The following is a 15,323-nucleotide window of genomic DNA, read 5'->3' on the forward strand; positions in this document are numbered from 1 at the left end:
GTCGGTGACGAGGCGGAAGCCGAGGTTGACGTTGCGGTCGCCGGCGAAGGAGAAGTGCCGGTGGTCGCAGCGTCCGACCTCGGGCGGATACGAGTAGGAGCCTCCTCGGATGACCCGTCCGGGCGGCAGTGTCCTGCCCTTCCACAGACTTGTCGCGGGCCTGCTGGCCGGCCCTTGCGGGTCGTCCAGTTCAGGCAGCGGGGGGTAGGGGCCGTACCAGTCGCTGCACCACTGCCAGACCACGCCGTTCAGTCCGTGGATGCCGTGCGGGTCGGCCTGGCGGAGCGCGGAGCGCCAGCAGGAGAGGAGGGCCTGTGGCCAGCGGCGGTCGCCGTTTTCGGGCGAGTGCATCGAGCCGGAGTCGCATACCGTGCCGCAGGCGCAGCCGGCCCGGGCGGCGAACTCGAACTCGGCCTCCGTGGGCAGCCGGTAGCCTCGGTGGTCGAGTTGCCCCAGCCATGCCGCATACGCGAGAGCGTCGTCGTGGCTGACGCCCACCACGGGGGCGTCGTCCCCGTGCGAGTTCGCCTGGCTGAAGGAGGGGCCCGGCTCCCACTCGCCGTTCCAGACCTCCAGCACGGGGTCTGCCTGGCGGCCGGTGGTGTCGAGGAAGGACCGGAACTGGCCGAGGGTGACTGGGGTTGTCTGCCAGTGGACGGTCTTCGTGATCCGCACGGTCTGCAGCCCGCCGTTGTCCCTGAGTCGCTGGAAGTGTCCGGGGCCGACCGGTACGAAGGAGATCGCGGTGTGCTGCATCCTCCGCTCCTTTCGCAAGTGGGCCGCTCCCGGGCGCCGGCAGTGCGATCGGGAGCGACAGGTGATACCGAGGGAAAGCGTGAGTAGGGATGGGCTGATTCGAACCGGCTCCTAGGTGGCACTCGTGGTGCTCGAATTCGTCACTGAATTCACCACCTGCTCGACGCCTCGCTTCGCTTTATGGATCTCGAATTGTTCCCGCGCTGGAATCGGGCGGGCGCGAAGAGCCAGCACGCGAAGCCGGCGGCGGTCATGCGGTGGCCCTGGCCGCGGCGTGGGTGAGTTCGGCGAGCCGGTCGGCGCTGTGGGCGATGTCGTAGCGGGCCGCGTTGGCCGGGCCGGTATTGCTCAGCCTGCGGCGCAGGGAAGGGTTGTCGGCGAGCCTGTCGATGGTGCGGGCCAGTTGCTCGGCGTCTCCGACCGGGAAGCGGAGGGCGGCGCTGCCCAGGGTGGAGGCCATCCCGGCGATCTCGGCGTACAGCACGGGCAGGCCGTGGGCTTGGGCTTCGACGGCGACCAGCCCGAAGGCTTCCAGCCCGGCGGTGGTGAACACGAAGGCGTCGAAGTCCCCGAAGGAGCGCCACAGTTGCTCGCGGGGCTGGAACGGGATGAAGGTGACCTGGTCGGTCACGCCGAGTTCGCGGGCGCGGTCCTGGAGTGTGGCGAGTTCGGGCCCGCTGCCGATGACGGTCAGTTCGTGCCGATCGGCGGTCAGCGCCAGAGCTTCGATGGCGGTGATGGTGTGCTTGTTGGCGTCCAGGCGGCCGGCGTGCAGCAGCCGCAGCCGGTGGCCGCTTGGGGGGCGCGGGGGCCGGTGTGCGGCGGCGAGGGGGATGCCCCAGGGCACGAGGGTGATCTTGTCGGTGTACTGGTTGTCGGTCAGGTGGTTGATGCGCCGGGCCAGGGACTGGTTCGGTGCCACCACGGTGGTGGCGCCGTCCACGATCTCGGTCAGCACGGCGCGGGCTTGTGGCGAGTCGGTGGCGGCGATCACGTCGGTGCCGTGGGCGATGGCGATGACGGGGACCTGGGCGGCGCGGACGAAGGCGAGGGCGAGGCCGAAGCCGAGGTGCTGGGCGTGGACGACGTCGGCCGGGTGCGCGGCGAGGTGCTGCTGCACCTCGCTGGTCAGTTCCTCGACGTAGCGCTCGAAGCCGGGTCCGTAGGGTGCCTTGGCGGCGGAGGCGAACAGGGTTGCGGCGAAGCCGTGCTGCCACGCGGGGTCGGCGGGCGGCAGGGCGAGGAAGGTGGTGTGCGCCCGGCCGGCCATCTGCCGGTACAGGTCGGAGCAGAAGATCATGGAGCCGCAGGAGGGCTTCAGCGGCAGGTCGATGCCGGTGGTGATGCGCAGCGCGGAGGTCATGCGTGCCTTCCTTCCTACTGGCGGGCATCAAGGTAGGTGGCGAGCCCGGCGCGTAGCAGAGCGGCTGTTCCTGCCCAGCCCAGGGTGCAGGCGGTGTCGATGACGGACAGGGCGGGCACGAAGTCCTGACGGGGCCACGCCTGCTCGTAGCGGGGGTGACGCTCGAGGTAGTCGTTCCAGGTGACGGTGATGCCGCCCAGGTCGGCGGGGTGGAGGTAGCCACGGGTGCCGGAGCCGGCCCACAGTTCGTCGGCGCCGGTCGCGCGGCAGATGTCCGCGATCCGCTGGATGCGGTCACCGGCCGGGTCGACGGGCAGCTGCGAGGTCAGCAGCAGCCGGGCGGGAGCGCCGAGAGCGACGGTGATGTCCGTGACCAAGCAGACGTTGAGGTCGACCAGCCACTGGTGCCCGGCGGTGAGCGCGGCGGCGAGGACCTCCAGTGTCTCCTCGACGTGGCGGCAGCGGCCGTAGGTCTCACGCAGCCGCCGCAGCATCGCCTGCGGGTCGAAGGCGTCGGCGATCCGCACGTCACGGATCAGCTGGCCGTGACGCTTGGCCACCGGCACGGTGAGCCACTGGGCGCCCTGCGGCGTCTTGATCCGGTTGCGGTTCTGGTAGCCGCCGTCCTCGAACTGCACGATGTCGTAGAGCGCGACGGTGTCGCACGCGAACAGGGCTTCGCAGAACCCGAGCCAGGGTGCGAAGGCCGGCTGCTCGATGTAGAGCCGGGTACTCATGCCTGTCCCCCGGGTCCGATAAGGGTGATCAAGGACGCCTCGAACACCTCGAAACAACGGCCTCGTGCGGCCCGGGCCGGGGCGAGCCGCCACCCTGCGTCCCTGGCCCGGTGGTGGGTGTACTCCTCGCTCAGGTACCAGCGGCCGGTCTGCGTCTGATGGGCCTCAAGTGCCTTGACCTTCGCGTCGATCCAGTCCGTGATGTCGACCAGCACAGTGGGCCGGAAGCCGCTGCGGGGCGCGTGCGGCTCTCCGTGCAGGATCGTCGTGCAGGTGGCGACGCGGGTCGCGGCGTTCGCGGCGGCCTGGGCGACGGCCAGGTGGTCCTGGTGGTCGTTGCCCGCGTGCCGACTGTGCGTCAGCAGCACGGTGCAGCCCAGCCGGACCAGCTCTGCCTCGACGCGAGAGATCAGCTCCTGGTTCGCAACGAGGGCGCCGTCGGTGAGCTGGAGACAGACCAGGTCAATGCCGGTCCCCGTGTAAGAGGCGGCGGACTCCGCCACCCGCTCCTCCCGCCCGAGACGCACGCCCTGATCCCGGTCGGTGAGGGACACGCCGTTGACGCCCGTGGTGGCCACGACGACCGTGACAGCCGCCCCGCGCTCGCGGTAGCGGCGCAGGGTCCCGTAGGCCATCATCTCGGCGTCGTCGGGGTGGGCCACCACCGCGACGACGTGGTCAGGCTGTTGCGGCACGAGCGGCCTCCTCGTTCACGAAATCGCGCCAGACCTGGGAGGGCTCGGCTTGCATGGAGCCCTGGTACTTCCCGCGGTAGGCCACGATGTCGCCCTTGGGGACCCAGAAGGTCACCTGACCGATCCGCAGCCCGGGGTAGATCCGCACTGGCTGCACCGCGTGCAGCTGGAGCGTCCAGCGGTTGACCGAGCCGATGTCTATCAGGTCGGCGGTGCAGTGCACGAAAAGCCCCAGCCGGGCGATGGAGCTGCGGGCGCGGATGATCGGCACGTAGTGCGCGCTGCCCATGACCTGCTGGGTGGCGGCGAGGTAGATCCGGTCCGGGTGCAGCACCATGCCCTGTTCGGGGATGGTGGAGCGCACGAAGGGGTTCTTTTGGCGGCAGTCCAGGGTGCGGCCACCCCACCAGCGCCTGCGGTACCAGCCGATGTCGGCACCCAGGTGGAAGTCGTAGGAGTTGGGGCTCAGGAGGGAGGCGTCGAACGGCTGGATGGTGATCCGGCCGGCCTCGACTTGGTGCTGGATCTCGGGACCGGTGAGGATCATGCGGCGTTCACCTCCGGCGCGACTGCGGTTGCCTGGCGGCCGGCAACGGCGTGGGGGGCGTAAGGCGACGGCTCGGAGAGCGTGCCGTAGTAGCCGCGGTAGGGCGTTGTCTCGCCGACCGGCTCCCAGAAGCTCACCTGCCCGATGACCATGCCGGCGTAGACGCGGACCGGCTGGGTCGCCACGATCTCCAGTGTCCAGTGGTGGACCGCGCCCAGCTGCGCGAGGTCGGCGCTGACTTGGAGGAACAGGCCCAGCCTGCCGAGCGAGGAGCGGCCGATCAGGCTCGTGACGACGTGGTCGCTGCCGATCCGCTCGACCGTGGACCCCAGGTAGACCTTGCCCGGCTTGAGCCGGTAGCCGCGCCGGGGGATGCGGATCGTCTTCGTCGGCGCGGTGGTGCGCGGGTCGACCGGGCCCTGCGTGAACACCTTGAGGGTGTCGCCGAGCCGGTATCCGTGCGAGTTGGGGTTGGTCTGCTCGGGGATGTAGGGATCGATGGTGATACGGCCTTCGGTGACGGCCGCGCTGATCTCGGTGCCGGTGAGGATCATCGGGCGCTCCCCTGCACGTATGTCTGGCGGAGCAGGCGCCGACGGGATGAGGGGATCTGTGCCTGACCGTCTCCCAGCGGCATCCGACCGTGCGCCCAGCGCAGCTGGTCGAAGACGAGTAACTGGCCTGGTGCTAGCCGGACCTGGTCCCGGTGGCGGCAGGCCGCGTCCATCAGGGCCCGGAAGGCGGACGTGATCTTCTGTGGGTCGGCTCCGTCGGCGAGCTGGCCGCGCTCCAGGTGCGGCAGCATCTTGCTGGTGAACCGCACCGGCAGTCCCCACTCCAGCCGTTCGGGCAGGACCGCGAACCGCTCCAGCGGTTCCCCGACGCCATGGACCCCCTCGTCGGTCCAGTAGTGGAACAGCGGGCGCTGTAACAGCTCCCGATCACCGTGGTCCAGCTCTGCGGCGGCGGCCCACAGGTCCGCCAGAGCCGAGGCGCCCCCGCCGGCTGGATCGTCGCGCTCGCAGTACAAGGCGATGTACCGCGGCGACCTGTCCCTGTCGACGAGGTCTATGTGCAGCTGGTTCTCTCCGGTCCCGTGGGTACGGCCCGGGTCGGCCTCGGTGCGCACCTCCAGGCTGCTCCAGCAGCCGGTGGCGGGGTAGAGGCTCAGCACGGTGCCCAGTGCCGACAGCAGGCCGAGCGACAGTTCCCGGTTCAGCTGGTGGTCGCTCCCGGGGAAGGCGACCAGCGCACGTCCCGTGCCGGGGCCGCGCAGGCGGTTGGCGAAGGCCTGCGGAGCGGCCGGTCCGTGGAGCAGGTCTTGGGCGGGCAGCACGGTCAGGTCGGTCATGTGTACTCCTGGGCAAGATCGGTGAGGATGCGGCGTAGCGAGACGGGTGGGTCGGCGGGGCTGGCGGGCAGGCCCAGCCGCTCGGCCAGGTACGCGGTGGTGGCGAGGGTCCCGGTGTTGCTGATCAGGGCGGAGGAGACCACGGGCGACTCCCCCAGGTCCTCGGTCAGACGCAGGACGTCGCTCAGCTGGTGGTCGCCACGAAGGACGACCACGTGAGCGTCGAAGGGCGCAGCCGCGATCAGGGCCTCCCTGGTGACCTGGCTGGGTAGACCGGCGCGCAGGGTCCCGAGGTTGAGCACGAAGGCGTCGGCGCTGGTCGCTGCCCGCATACGCCCTACGACGATGTCGGCCAGGGCGCGGCGATCGGGCAGTGCCGTGCGCAGTAGGCCCACCGGCTCGCTGCCCCAGGTGCGGTAGTCGGCGATGGCCTGCGATTCGTAGTCGTCCGCCCAGCCCGCCGCGCTGGGGTAGCCGAAGGTGAACGAGGGCGCGGCGTTGCTGCTCAGCTCGATGCGCAGCAGGCCGGTGCCGCACTCGGGTGGTTTGACCACGTGCCGTGGTGGCACGGCCCAGTGGTAGTGCGGGCTGTGGCAGTGCCCGGCCACGATGATGTCCAGCGGGCCACCTGCGAGTTGAAGGTCGACGTCGGTGAGGAATCCGCTGTGGCTCACCCCGACGACCACGTCCGCGCCCTTACTCAGCAGCCGGTCCCGCTGCGCGGCCAGTAGCCCCGGCGAGGGTTCCTGGAAGCTGTACCCGGCGCGCTCGGCGGCCGGTACGGCGTCGTAGGCCTGCGTTCCGAGCCATCCGACGATCCCGACCCGCAGACCGTCGCGTGACTGCAGGACGAGCCGAGGTTCCCAGCGCCCCGCGAACGAGGACGGCGGTTCCAAGTTGGCGCAGACCACTGGGGGGAACCGGCCGGGGTCCCGTAGCCGAAGCAGGTCCGCCAAGTCGTGGTTGCCCGGCACAACGGCGTCGTACAGATCGGCCAGCAGCTGCTCCTCCACCCGCCCGCCTGAGTACTCGTGGTACGCGTTGCCGCCGAAGAAGTCGCCGGCGTCGACGACCAGCGCGCCTTGGTCTCGCTGAGTGCGGATGGCGGCCAGCAGCGCCGACCCTGTTGGGACGGCTGAATGGAAGTCGCTGGTGGCCACTAGCGTCGCGGTGTCCATATCAGCCCTTTCCGAGTTCATAAGGATGCGGCGCGAAGGCCAGGCCATATGTCACGTGAGACCTCGCAGAAAGGTGTAGTGACGTCAGATGCACTGCCGGGCACCCCCCTGCCGGGTCCTGCCCCGCGCAGTTCGGCGTCGGCCCGGCAGCAGTGCCTCTTCCACCCACAATGGGCTCAACCGTTCGATCACGTCGACCAGTTGAGAGGGGTCCCGGAGGGGTCCCGACTCGACCAAGGCGTCACCGCAGTTGTGCGCTCAGTGATTGACTGACGGGGTGGAAGCAACCATCCAGCACCCGCTCGTAGCCGCGCGCCGTGCGGCTGGCAAGACGATGGACGAGTTCGTAACCGGCATCCACGGGGCGGCTGCCCGGCGTGGACTGCGGTCAGGCACGGACGTGGCGCGGGTGCGCAAATGGCAGCGAGGCGTCAAGCCCAGCGACGAATCACAGATCTACATCGCCGAAGCGCTGGGCTGGTCCGCCGACATCGTCCGCGCCGACGACTGGCCGGACTGGCTGCCTCTCACCGCCGACGGTGTGGTGCCCCTCGGCCCCCACAGCTCCGTGCCCGCCCTGAGAGAGGCCTTGCGAACAGCGATGGAACGCCGAGACTTCCTGACGATCACTGGCACCGCCGTCTCCGTCTTGGCAGCGGCTTGGGCCAGCGGCTCCCACCCTGCGCTCGCCCAGGCCCATGATGGCAAACCGATCAGCGAGGATCTCGTCGACTACCTGGAGAGCTCCACCGGGCACCTCGCTGGCCTGTCCACCGAGCAGCGGCAATATACGTCCGCGCTTCTGGACGCCCACCTGGTCACGGTGACCGAGTTACTTGAGCATGGCCGTTACACGGCCGCCCTCGGGCTGCGCCTGCACACCCTGGCCGCCTCCCTCTCCCAGACCGTCGCCTGGCACGCCTTCGACCTGAGCCGCCACACCCACGCCAGCCAAAACTGGCTCGCTGGACTGCACAACGCCCACGCTGCAGGAGACCACGACATGGGCGCCGGCCTCCTCGGCGACCTCGCCTACCAGGCCGCCTGGCGGCGCGACCACACCACTGCGGCCAACATCCTGAACCACGCGCTGGCCCGCGCCCAGAACCCCGCCGCACGCTGCCTGCTCCAGCTGAGACTCGCGCGCACTCTGGCAGCAAGGGGTGGCCAGAGCGAAAGCCGCGCCGTACTACGCGCCCTCACCGCGGCCGAGCAGCACCTCAACGACGCTGGCGCCGACCGGCCCGCTTGGTGCGCATGGGTGTCCGAAGCCGACCTTGCCGTCGACACCGGCCAGGCCCTCCTGGACCTCGGCGACGTCGGCCGCGCCCACCAGCTCATCGGCGAAGGAGAACGCCTCCTGCCTCCTGCCCGGGACAAGACGAAGGGCGTGTTCCTCGCCTACCGCGCCGCGAGCTATCTCGACCTGAATGAGCCCGAGCCCGCTGCGGCCGCCGCCACCCGCTCCTTGCTCCTGGCCCGCCGCATGGGGGCACCTCGCTGCATCCGCCTCATCGGCGACCTCCTCCCCCGCTTCCAGTCCTACGCCCGTGCACATGGCGTCCCGGAGCTCCTCCAACTCGCTACTGCGTAATGCATGCGCCCACTCGAAGGGGGCGGAAAGCGCAGGGGGCTACCGCGAGTGCTACCGCTGACGGGGAACGGGGCAGCACGGGATCTTTAACTCGGTGACCGACGCGGCCCGAGCCGCATCGCCAAGAGATCATCAGGCAGCAGAGAGATCCACCTTCCAGCACCAGCCTGTCGCTTGGGCAGCTCGCCAGCGGGGCCCAAACATGGATCGATGAACAACCCGTCTCAATGGCATCACCAATATCGCGTTACGAGCTCTAAGGGTTGTCCAATATGTTCTCAGGGCATGCTACGCGCCGGGGTGACTGGTTGAACGAGGTGGCGATCGAGTGATCGAGGAACGGCGTCCTCTAACGGTCGCAATTCGAGGGGGAACGCATGGCGAATAGCGACGCATTCTCTGACCCGCAAAAGCATCTGATCGGCCTCTACCAAGATCAGAACTCAGGTGGTTTCCGGTTCATTATGCCCAAGCCAGGCAAAAGGGGGGTCAATACTGCCACCAGTGCGGCATTCGCCAGTCTCTATAGCATCCTGGACGCCAAGAATAGGCTGCCAAAGGCATCAGCCTCGCTTAAGTACATCAGCTTCGTGGCGAGCAAGCACGTAGCAGGAGCGGCCGTCGACATCCTCGTAGTGCAGCTCCTTGATACCGCGCTCGCTGATGCCCTCCGCACGCTTGGCGATGTGAGCCTCAGGGCTGCGTCTGTGGAGCTTGATGATGCCAACAGCGAACCCACCGAGAAGGGTAAGAAGCGTCATCGCATGCTCGCGCAGGGGCACCTTGGCGTGGTGTTCCAAGCGGCTGAGAGTGAGGTAACAGCACTTGAGAAGAAGCTGCTCCCGCACAGAGATCGCAGGGCAGAGGCGCACCGCAAAGCGTCTCTTGTCGCAGCCGCCATCGCTCTAATCAACCAGGACGCCGGCATGCAGGCAGCAGGCAAATGGGCCGAGAAGGCGCGAACCCATTTTTATCGATACGACAAGCTGAAGGGGGAATTGGATAGGGCGGTCCTCGCCCGGATGAACTCGCAGGAGAGCAGGCTTCAGTCCAGCAGGGCACCCATCGTGATACACCCCACCCGGAGTGGTAACGCCGGTGGGCCTTGCGGGCCTTGTTGGGTCCGCCGCAAGACCGCCATCCGGGACCTTCAGAAAGACAGGCGCCCGATCTTAGCGCGCGTCACCATACCTTGCGAAGAGCGATCGCATTTTGAGGCGTTCTACAGGGCCCTCCAGTCCTAAAGGGTGTTGCAGAAGGCCTGGCGGCGGGCATTTTGCCTGTATGGGTGGGGCGTTGAGGGCTGAGCCGGTGGGGGGAGAGACGTTCACCGGGTTGCGGATGGGGCGGTTCGAGAAGCTGCTGCGCGTGGTGCGGGAGCGGGGCGGAAACGGACCCGGTGGTGGCCGGCCGTGGTCGAAAGGAGCCGAGTTGACCCAACACGACCTCGATTGGTCAGCGAGAGCGCAGGACGGAACGAAGACGAGCCGGCCGCCGAAGATTCACGGCTTCGCGGGGTGCTGTGCGAATAGCACGCTGATGCGGTGGCAGGCCAGGAACATCGTGCGCTTGAGTCGCCGGTCGCCGTCTCCGTGCGTGTTCGCCGTGGTCTAACAAGCTGTCTCAATTGGCTGGGGCGAGAGGAGTCCGAGGCCGCGCTTGATCGGGGACCTGCTCGCGGACAGACTGCTCTCCATGGGATCAGTAGACATGGCCACCGGGGGGCCGGTTGGGAACCGGCGATGAGTGCCAGCCTGCCCTTCTTTCGCTATCACCCCGATCCCCTCGCCAGCGGGTCCATCCGCGCGGCCACCGATACGTGCGCCTGCTGCAAACGCAACACGGGCTGGATCTACACGGCCACCTTCTACACCGCACACGATGTCAACGGACGTTTCTGTCCGTGGTGCATCGCAGACGGGAGCGCGGCCGAACGCTTCGCGGGTGAATTCACTGACTCCTACGGGCTCGACGGTGTCAGTGAGGACGTCTTGCACGAGGTCACCCGCCGCACCCCTGGCTTCCACGCCTGGCAGGACCCGCACTGGCTCGTCCACTGCCAGGACGCGGCCGCCTTCGTGGGCGAAGTCGGATACACCGAGCTGGCGGCGCATCCCGAAACCCTCGACCAGATGCGGGCCGTCATGCGCCTCGACGGCTGGCACGACGAAAAGCAGCTTGAGCACTTCCTGACCCACCTGGGCGACGGGACGACCGCCATGCTCTTCCGCTGCACCGTCTGCGGCGCCCATCTCGCCTACGCCGACGCATCCTAGAAGTCGCCTGCTTGGGCGAGTCGTCGGTAGCAGATGAGGGTGCAGGCGATGCTGGTGAAGGCCAAGAAGTGGCTCGCCTTGCGTTCGTATCGGCGATGGAGGCGTCGGCATCCGGCGAGCCAGGCCATAGTGCGTTCGATGGTCCAGCGGTGCCGGCCCAGCCGCTGGCTGGAGTCTGTGCCCTTGCGTGCGATCCGGGGCGTGATCCCACGGCTGCGTAACCATCGTCGCAAGTGGTCATAGTCGTAGCCCTTGTCGCCGTGGAGCTTGCCGGGCCTGCGTCGCCGTCGGCCGCGCCGGGACCGGATCGGCGGTATTCCCTGCACCAGCGGGATGAGGGCCTGGCTGTCGTGCGTGTTGGCGCCGGAGATGCCGACGGACAGGGGCAGACCGGTCCGCTCAGTAACCAAGTGGATCTTCGAGCCGTACTTGCCCCGGTCCACAGGATTCGGGCCTGTCAGGTCCCCCTTTTCAGGGCTCGCATGTTCACGGAGTCGGTCGCGCAGCGGGACCAGTCCAGCTCGCCGCGGGCACCGAGCTCGTCGAGGACCAGGCGGTGGAGCTTCGCCCACACCCGGGCCTTCGACCACTCCGTGAAGCGCCGGTGAGCTGTCGCTCCCCACGGCCCGAACGAGGCGGACGGCAACTGTTGCCAGGTGCAGCCCGAGGTAGCCACGAAAACGATGGCAGCCAGCACCTCCCGGTCACCATGCCGACGTCGGCCTCCGCCTTGCGGACGAGTCGGCGCTGCCGGCACTACTCGCTGGAACAACTCCCACAGCTCATCTGGCACCAGCCGCTCAATGATCCCCACTCCGGCAGGCTATCGAACACGCCAATTGAGATGACCTGTAAGGCCTCGACGACTTCGCGGCGACGTCGGCGTAGGGGGCCAGGTGGGCGGCTGGGGGCGGGGGCTAGGGCGACTCTTGGAAGAGTTCCCACGCGGCTCGTGAGGCGCCTGCCCGGCGCCGCGCGGACGAGGGCCCTCCGCCGCAGCTGCGGCGGAGTCCATGGGACTGGTCTGTTTCGATGTGCAGCAGAACCGGCTCAGGCCGTAAGCAGAAGCGTCGATCGACGGTAGCCGGCGAGGGCTGCCGCTATGTCGACGAAGGCGCGCCCGTTCGGCTGCCGCGGCAGCCGCGTCCCCGCCACGCCCAGGTGCGGCCGTTCTTACGGGTGCGCGGGAGTCCGGGGCGCGGTCCGTGCGGCCAGCCCCACCGTGGTCAGGGCTCATTCGGAGGGAAGGCTGAACAGGTCGGCGTGGTGTCTGTTCATATGCTCCCTCAATTCCGTAGGAAGGCAGGAGACCAGGCTTTCCACGGTCGGGCGGGCGTGCGCCCCTAACCGGTCGCGGTCCCGGTCGACCAGGTCGCACAGCAGGGGCAGCAGGCGCCGACCCACCGTGACGTCTGGCCCGGCGGTGTCGAGTCCGGCGGCGACGCGCGCGTACAACTGCCTAACTTCTTCGTCCGGTAGTGCCGACCCGGCGTCCAGCCACAGCCGCAGCAGGTCGTGCACGACGGAGGTCGCGGAGCGGCCCCCGCCACCGTTGAAGGTGGTCACCAGCGGCCCGAGCGACTCCAGCAGCGGCTGGGCGACCTGGAGCAGCACGCCCTCGGTCGTCCCGGCGGCGAGACGAGCTTTGTGCCACATGTCGTCCCAGTAGGCGACGTACCAGGTCACGTGCCCTGCCTCGCGCGGCGTCGCCTGGTACATCCAGTGGGCGTCGACGACTTCTGGGCGTGCGGTGTCGTCCTCCTGCCGCAGGCGGATGTGCAGGTCCCGGCCCGCGACGTCCCTGACGTGACTGACGTTCAGGGCCAGGGCGAAGTCCGCCCATTCCACTTCCGGTAGCGAGGCGCGCCACAGCAATGTGTGGGCGTGCCAGGCCTGACCAGGGTCGTCCTCGGCAGGGAACAGGTTGCCGCGGTCGTCTCTCCGGTCAGCAGGACGACCAGCATGACGAGGTTCGCGCTGTAGATGCCGTGCCGCGAGGAGACGCGTATGCGGCGCGGGCTGTACGTCGGGTACGACCGCTTGTCCCCGCGCTCCTCCCGGCCCCGCTCCCAGTGCACCCGCACCACCAGGTCGGCGATCCGCTCCCGCTCCTCAGCCGAGAGCCGGGCGACGCACGCGCGCGCGAATCTCAGCATCTGCCGTGAGAACAGGGGTGCGAACGACACCAGGGCGTAGAGGAGGTCGTCGTCCAGGGGCTCCGCGCTCCGCAGCAGGGCGGGCCGATGGCCGAGGAGCCGTACCAGTTGCTGGACCGCCAGGCGCACGGCGAGGTACTCGCCGAACGTGGCATGCAGGAACTCGTAGCTGGACAGCCGCTCCCCGTCCCGGATGGACTGGGCCCGCTGGACGAAAAAGAATCGGCCGAGTGCGGCCTCGGCCTGGTCCAGCGGCTTGCGGAAGCTGTCCGACCGCTCTTCGGACCGTCCGTAGATGGCTCCGAGATCGTCCTCCAATTCCTTGCTGGACACCCATTGGCGCCTGCGGTTGAGCATGGAGAAGGCCACAATCGACAACCGTTGCAACTCGCTCTCGACGCGCTCGTCGACCTGGCTGCCCCACAGGGCGTCCCCGGCGCTCTTGCGCACCTCTCGCCGGGCGAACGAGATCAGCAGAGCCTCGTAGAGTTCGGCCTCGTCCAGGGGACGACCGTCCTCGCCCTGGAAGTCGTTTCCGGCGCCGTGGAAGAGGGCGAGCATGGTCAGCAGCAGGGGCTGTTCGGCCAGTCTGCGATGCGGTGCTAGCAACTCCCAGCTCAGGGTGGACAGTCCACGGGCGAGGAGGCTGCGAGCATTGCGGTTGTTCCACTGCTGGATCCACACCCTGATCTGGTCCGGCTGGAAGGGTTCGAGCCGGAGGGCGACTGTGCCGGGCGGATGCTGGGCCCGGTCCGCGACCGCAGTCCGGCTGGTCACCAACGCCAGTACGGGCCTGCCCTGTTCGCGCTCCCTCTCCTGGAAGCGGGCGACGCGTATGAGGAAGTCGCTCTGCCGCACTCCGGTGGTCTGCAAGAGTTCGTCGAAGCCGTCCAGCAGCAGGACGGGGACCGCCGTACCGGCCGAACGGACCAGCTCCGGCCAGCCGACCCGCTCCCCCGTCGCGTCGCGCACGGCCTGCTCCAATTGGTCTTGGAGGTCGTGCTCGGCCCGCACGTCGCGCAGCGCCACCCGGACGGGCAGGAAGCCCGTGGCAGGCAGCCGGGCCGCAAGGATCATGGTGAGGACGGACTTGCCTGCGCCCGGCTGCCCGAGCACCAGCAGCGGAACATCCCAGAGACCCGGTGAGGTGAGGGCGCCGGCCAGATAGTCCGTCAGGTCGCTGCGCACCGGTACCCCGGCCCACCACTCCTCGTCGGCGGGGTTGTCGTGGTCGCCGACGGCACGCACCTTGAAGTCGGGGTCCAGGTAGACCTCGTCCAGGGTGGGCATGTGCATGCCTTCGGGAGGCGAGTCGGCGGCGAGGATGCGGCGGCCGAGCCCCGCCTGGTGGGCGCGTGCCAGTGCCCGCGCCGCATGCTCTGGGGGGCGGCTCAGAGCAGCGGAGGACGCCAGGACCTGTTCCAGCTGCGCAAGCGCCCGGCGCAGCTCGGCCCTCGTCGCCTGGTGCTCCAGCTGACCGGTCCAGTAGAGGAACTCCGGGGCCTCCTGGACAAGTCGGCGGTACAGCTCCTCGTACCGCTCCACCGCACGGCGCGGCAGGGTCCGGTGCACGGTGTCCGTGGCCGCCTGCCTTTCACGGCTCGGCAGCCGGGCCCACAGGTCGAGTCCCTCCAAGAAGCGCGTGATGCGGCCGCCCAGGGACTCGTACCACTGCCCGAGCGCGACGAGGGTGTCCTCGTAGGAGAGGTGCGGGGCCGGACAGGGTGCGTCGACCTGAGTCAGAGTCTGCGCCAGCCCCTCTGGTGCGGGCGGCTGGCCAGCCACGAGCCGCATCTGTTCCCGGCGAGTGAGGCGCACGTCATCCCACGAGAAAGGGAGTTCAGTCTCCTGGAGCACTTCAAAGAACGCCAGCACGACGATGACCGTGTGGGCCGCCTCCAGCAGTCGGGTACGCGCCGCGCGCCCGTCGGCGCCGCGCAGGCGGTCCCCCAGGCTCCGGGCCGCCGCACGTCCCAGCCCCAGGATGCGTCCGCGTTCGCCCAGCATGCCGAGCACCTCGCCGCTCAGGCCGCCCGTGGCCAGGTTCAGCGCGCCACCGACCGCCCGGTCCACGGTGGCCGTCGCGGGGGGATCCTGCCCGAGGAGCACCAGCGCGTCCCCGAACGAAAGCAACCTGTGCGACACCGCCGCACCCCCCCGTGATCTCCCGCGCACCCAAGGTCAGCATCGTGTCACGGCTACCCCGGGCGGGGTCAGCGGATCACCAACTTCCTTGCCGGGCGGAGGATTCGACGCGAAGGCGGCTCCGGATGGGTTGAGCGTCCGGATCTACCTAGCAGGTTGCCGTCACCAAAGGCGATTGCCGCCCAGTCCGGGATCAGGGTTTCCAGGTGCGCAGGAAGGAGGCGATCCGGCTGACGCTGTAGCGAGGGTTGTTGAGCTCGTGGGCGAGTGCGGTGAGCTGTTCGCGGGTGGGGTTGACCGGGATGTTGCTGGCCTCGAGATACATGGCGGCGACGGCGCAGGCGACGGTGAGGTTGGAGCGTTCCAGCCAGCGGCAGCGGCCCAGGTTGTGTACCAGGGCTGCGGCGCGGGCGTAGGCGCCGTCGTAGATGGGTGTGTCGAGGAGTTCGCCGCGGTGGCGGGCGACGGCGGCGATGGGCACGCCGTAGTCATCGGCTGCCGGGTCGCGTTGCCCGGCCCGTTCCG

At 68.9% G+C, this 15,323-nt stretch carries 15 protein-coding genes and 1 pseudogene; 4 read left to right on the plus strand and 12 right to left on the minus strand.

Annotated features, from left to right (window positions below; genetic code table 11):
- From ACFTZL_RS26400 to ACFTZL_RS26435, 8 genes are all read right to left on the minus strand, one after another.
- On the minus strand, positions 1-756 hold a 756-nt coding region (locus ACFTZL_RS26400), incomplete at its 3' end, for a formylglycine-generating enzyme family protein (RefSeq protein ID WP_382587545.1).
- A 250-nt stretch (positions 757-1,006) separates the two neighbouring features.
- Positions 1,007-2,119: a glycosyltransferase family 4 protein gene (locus tag ACFTZL_RS26405; RefSeq protein WP_382587548.1), complete on the minus strand. Its 1,113-nt coding sequence runs from the start codon at positions 2,117-2,119 to the stop codon at positions 1,007-1,009.
- Positions 2,120-2,133: 14 nt separating this feature from the next.
- The gene (locus ACFTZL_RS26410; RefSeq protein WP_382587551.1) at positions 2,134-2,856 is read right to left on the minus strand and encodes a WbqC family protein; all 723 of its coding nucleotides are present in this window, start codon (positions 2,854-2,856) and stop codon (positions 2,134-2,136) included.
- Positions 2,853-3,551 carry a PIG-L deacetylase family protein gene (locus ACFTZL_RS26415; RefSeq protein WP_382587553.1) on the minus strand — a complete coding sequence of 233 codons (699 nt, stop codon included), beginning with the start codon at positions 3,549-3,551 and terminating at the stop codon, positions 2,853-2,855. The genes ACFTZL_RS26410 and ACFTZL_RS26415 overlap by 4 nt, the downstream gene beginning before the upstream one ends.
- Positions 3,535-4,098, minus strand: a complete 564-nt coding sequence (locus ACFTZL_RS26420; RefSeq protein ID WP_382587556.1) for a dCTP deaminase — start codon at positions 4,096-4,098, stop codon at positions 3,535-3,537. The genes ACFTZL_RS26415 and ACFTZL_RS26420 overlap by 17 nt, the downstream gene beginning before the upstream one ends.
- Positions 4,095-4,652 carry a deoxycytidine deaminase gene (locus ACFTZL_RS26425; RefSeq protein ID WP_382587559.1) on the minus strand — a complete coding sequence of 186 codons (558 nt, stop codon included), beginning with the start codon at positions 4,650-4,652 and terminating at the stop codon, positions 4,095-4,097. Before ACFTZL_RS26425 ends, ACFTZL_RS26420 begins: the two co-directional genes overlap by 4 nt.
- The gene (locus tag ACFTZL_RS26430; RefSeq protein ID WP_382587562.1) at positions 4,649-5,449 is read right to left on the minus strand and encodes a TauD/TfdA family dioxygenase; all 801 of its coding nucleotides are present in this window, start codon (positions 5,447-5,449) and stop codon (positions 4,649-4,651) included. The genes ACFTZL_RS26425 and ACFTZL_RS26430 overlap by 4 nt, the downstream gene beginning before the upstream one ends.
- Complete coding sequence (locus ACFTZL_RS26435) at positions 5,446-6,627, minus strand: metallophosphoesterase (RefSeq protein WP_382587564.1); 1,182 nt, start codon at positions 6,625-6,627, stop codon at positions 5,446-5,448. Before ACFTZL_RS26435 ends, ACFTZL_RS26430 begins: the two co-directional genes overlap by 4 nt.
- A 334-nt stretch (positions 6,628-6,961) precedes the next feature.
- Here ACFTZL_RS26435 and ACFTZL_RS26440 point away from each other — a divergent pair, with 334 nt between their 5' ends.
- From ACFTZL_RS26440 to ACFTZL_RS26455, 4 genes and pseudogenes are all read left to right on the plus strand, one after another.
- Positions 6,962-8,221: an XRE family transcriptional regulator gene (locus ACFTZL_RS26440; protein ID WP_382587566.1), complete on the plus strand. Its 1,260-nt coding sequence runs from the start codon at positions 6,962-6,964 to the stop codon at positions 8,219-8,221.
- A 377-nt stretch (positions 8,222-8,598) separates the two neighbouring features.
- Positions 8,599-9,465 carry a hypothetical protein gene (locus tag ACFTZL_RS26445; protein ID WP_382587568.1) on the plus strand — a complete coding sequence of 289 codons (867 nt, stop codon included), beginning with the start codon at positions 8,599-8,601 and terminating at the stop codon, positions 9,463-9,465.
- A gap of 40 nt (positions 9,466-9,505) precedes the next feature.
- Positions 9,506-9,637: pseudogene (locus tag ACFTZL_RS26450) on the plus strand (IS5/IS1182 family transposase); the annotation flags it as partial.
- Between the two features lie 326 nt (positions 9,638-9,963).
- Complete coding sequence (locus tag ACFTZL_RS26455; RefSeq protein ID WP_382587571.1) at positions 9,964-10,497, plus strand: CbrC family protein; 534 nt, start codon at positions 9,964-9,966, stop codon at positions 10,495-10,497.
- Here ACFTZL_RS26455 and ACFTZL_RS26460 read toward each other — a convergent pair.
- The 4 genes from ACFTZL_RS26460 to ACFTZL_RS26475 all read right to left on the minus strand — a co-directional run.
- A protein-coding gene (locus tag ACFTZL_RS26460; RefSeq protein ID WP_382587580.1) for an IS5 family transposase occupies positions 10,494-11,305 on the minus strand; the annotation gives its coding sequence in 2 pieces (ribosomal slippage) (positions 10,494-10,966 and positions 10,966-11,305; 813 coding nt in all). The two genes, ACFTZL_RS26455 and ACFTZL_RS26460, sit on opposite strands and share 4 nt — an antisense overlap.
- 425 nt (positions 11,306-11,730) lie before the next feature.
- On the minus strand, positions 11,731-12,345 hold the full coding sequence (locus ACFTZL_RS26465; protein WP_382587574.1) for a hypothetical protein: 615 nt from the start codon (positions 12,343-12,345) through the stop codon (positions 11,731-11,733).
- On the minus strand, positions 12,315-14,798 hold the full coding sequence (locus ACFTZL_RS26470) for an NACHT domain-containing protein (RefSeq protein ID WP_382587577.1): 2,484 nt from the start codon (positions 14,796-14,798) through the stop codon (positions 12,315-12,317). The genes ACFTZL_RS26465 and ACFTZL_RS26470 overlap by 31 nt, the downstream gene beginning before the upstream one ends.
- Before the next feature lie 193 nt (positions 14,799-14,991).
- Positions 14,992-15,323 (minus strand): fic family toxin-antitoxin system, toxin component (locus tag ACFTZL_RS26475; RefSeq protein WP_382587579.1); only part of this gene is annotated, 332 nt, incomplete at its 5' end.

The organism is Streptomyces sp. NPDC056948 (assembly GCF_042674225.1).
Classification (GTDB): Bacteria; Actinomycetota; Actinomycetes; order Streptomycetales; family Streptomycetaceae; genus Streptomyces; species Streptomyces purpurascens.

Bases quoted from the DNA above. Each gene is read 5' to 3' on its own strand.
- ACFTZL_RS26405 (WP_382587548.1), bottom strand. From the start codon at position 2,119: ATGACCTCCGCGCTGCGCATCACCACCGGCATCGACCTGCCGCTGAAG.
- ACFTZL_RS26410 (WP_382587551.1), bottom strand. From the start codon at position 2,856: ATGAGTACCCGGCTCTACATCGAGCAGCCGGCCTTCGCACCCTGGCTC.
- ACFTZL_RS26435 (WP_382587564.1), bottom strand. From the start codon at position 6,627: ATGGACACCGCGACGCTAGTGGCCACCAGCGACTTCCATTCAGCCGTC.
- ACFTZL_RS26420 (WP_382587556.1), bottom strand. From the start codon at position 4,098: ATGATCCTCACCGGTCCCGAGATCCAGCACCAAGTCGAGGCCGGCCGG.
- ACFTZL_RS26445 (WP_382587568.1), top strand. From the start codon at position 8,599: ATGGCGAATAGCGACGCATTCTCTGACCCGCAAAAGCATCTGATCGGC.
- ACFTZL_RS26430 (WP_382587562.1), bottom strand. From the start codon at position 5,449: ATGACCGACCTGACCGTGCTGCCCGCCCAAGACCTGCTCCACGGACCG.
- ACFTZL_RS26455 (WP_382587571.1), top strand. From the start codon at position 9,964: ATGAGTGCCAGCCTGCCCTTCTTTCGCTATCACCCCGATCCCCTCGCC.
- ACFTZL_RS26440 (WP_382587566.1), top strand. From the start codon at position 6,962: ATGGACGAGTTCGTAACCGGCATCCACGGGGCGGCTGCCCGGCGTGGA.
- ACFTZL_RS26425 (WP_382587559.1), bottom strand. From the start codon at position 4,652: ATGATCCTCACCGGCACCGAGATCAGCGCGGCCGTCACCGAAGGCCGT.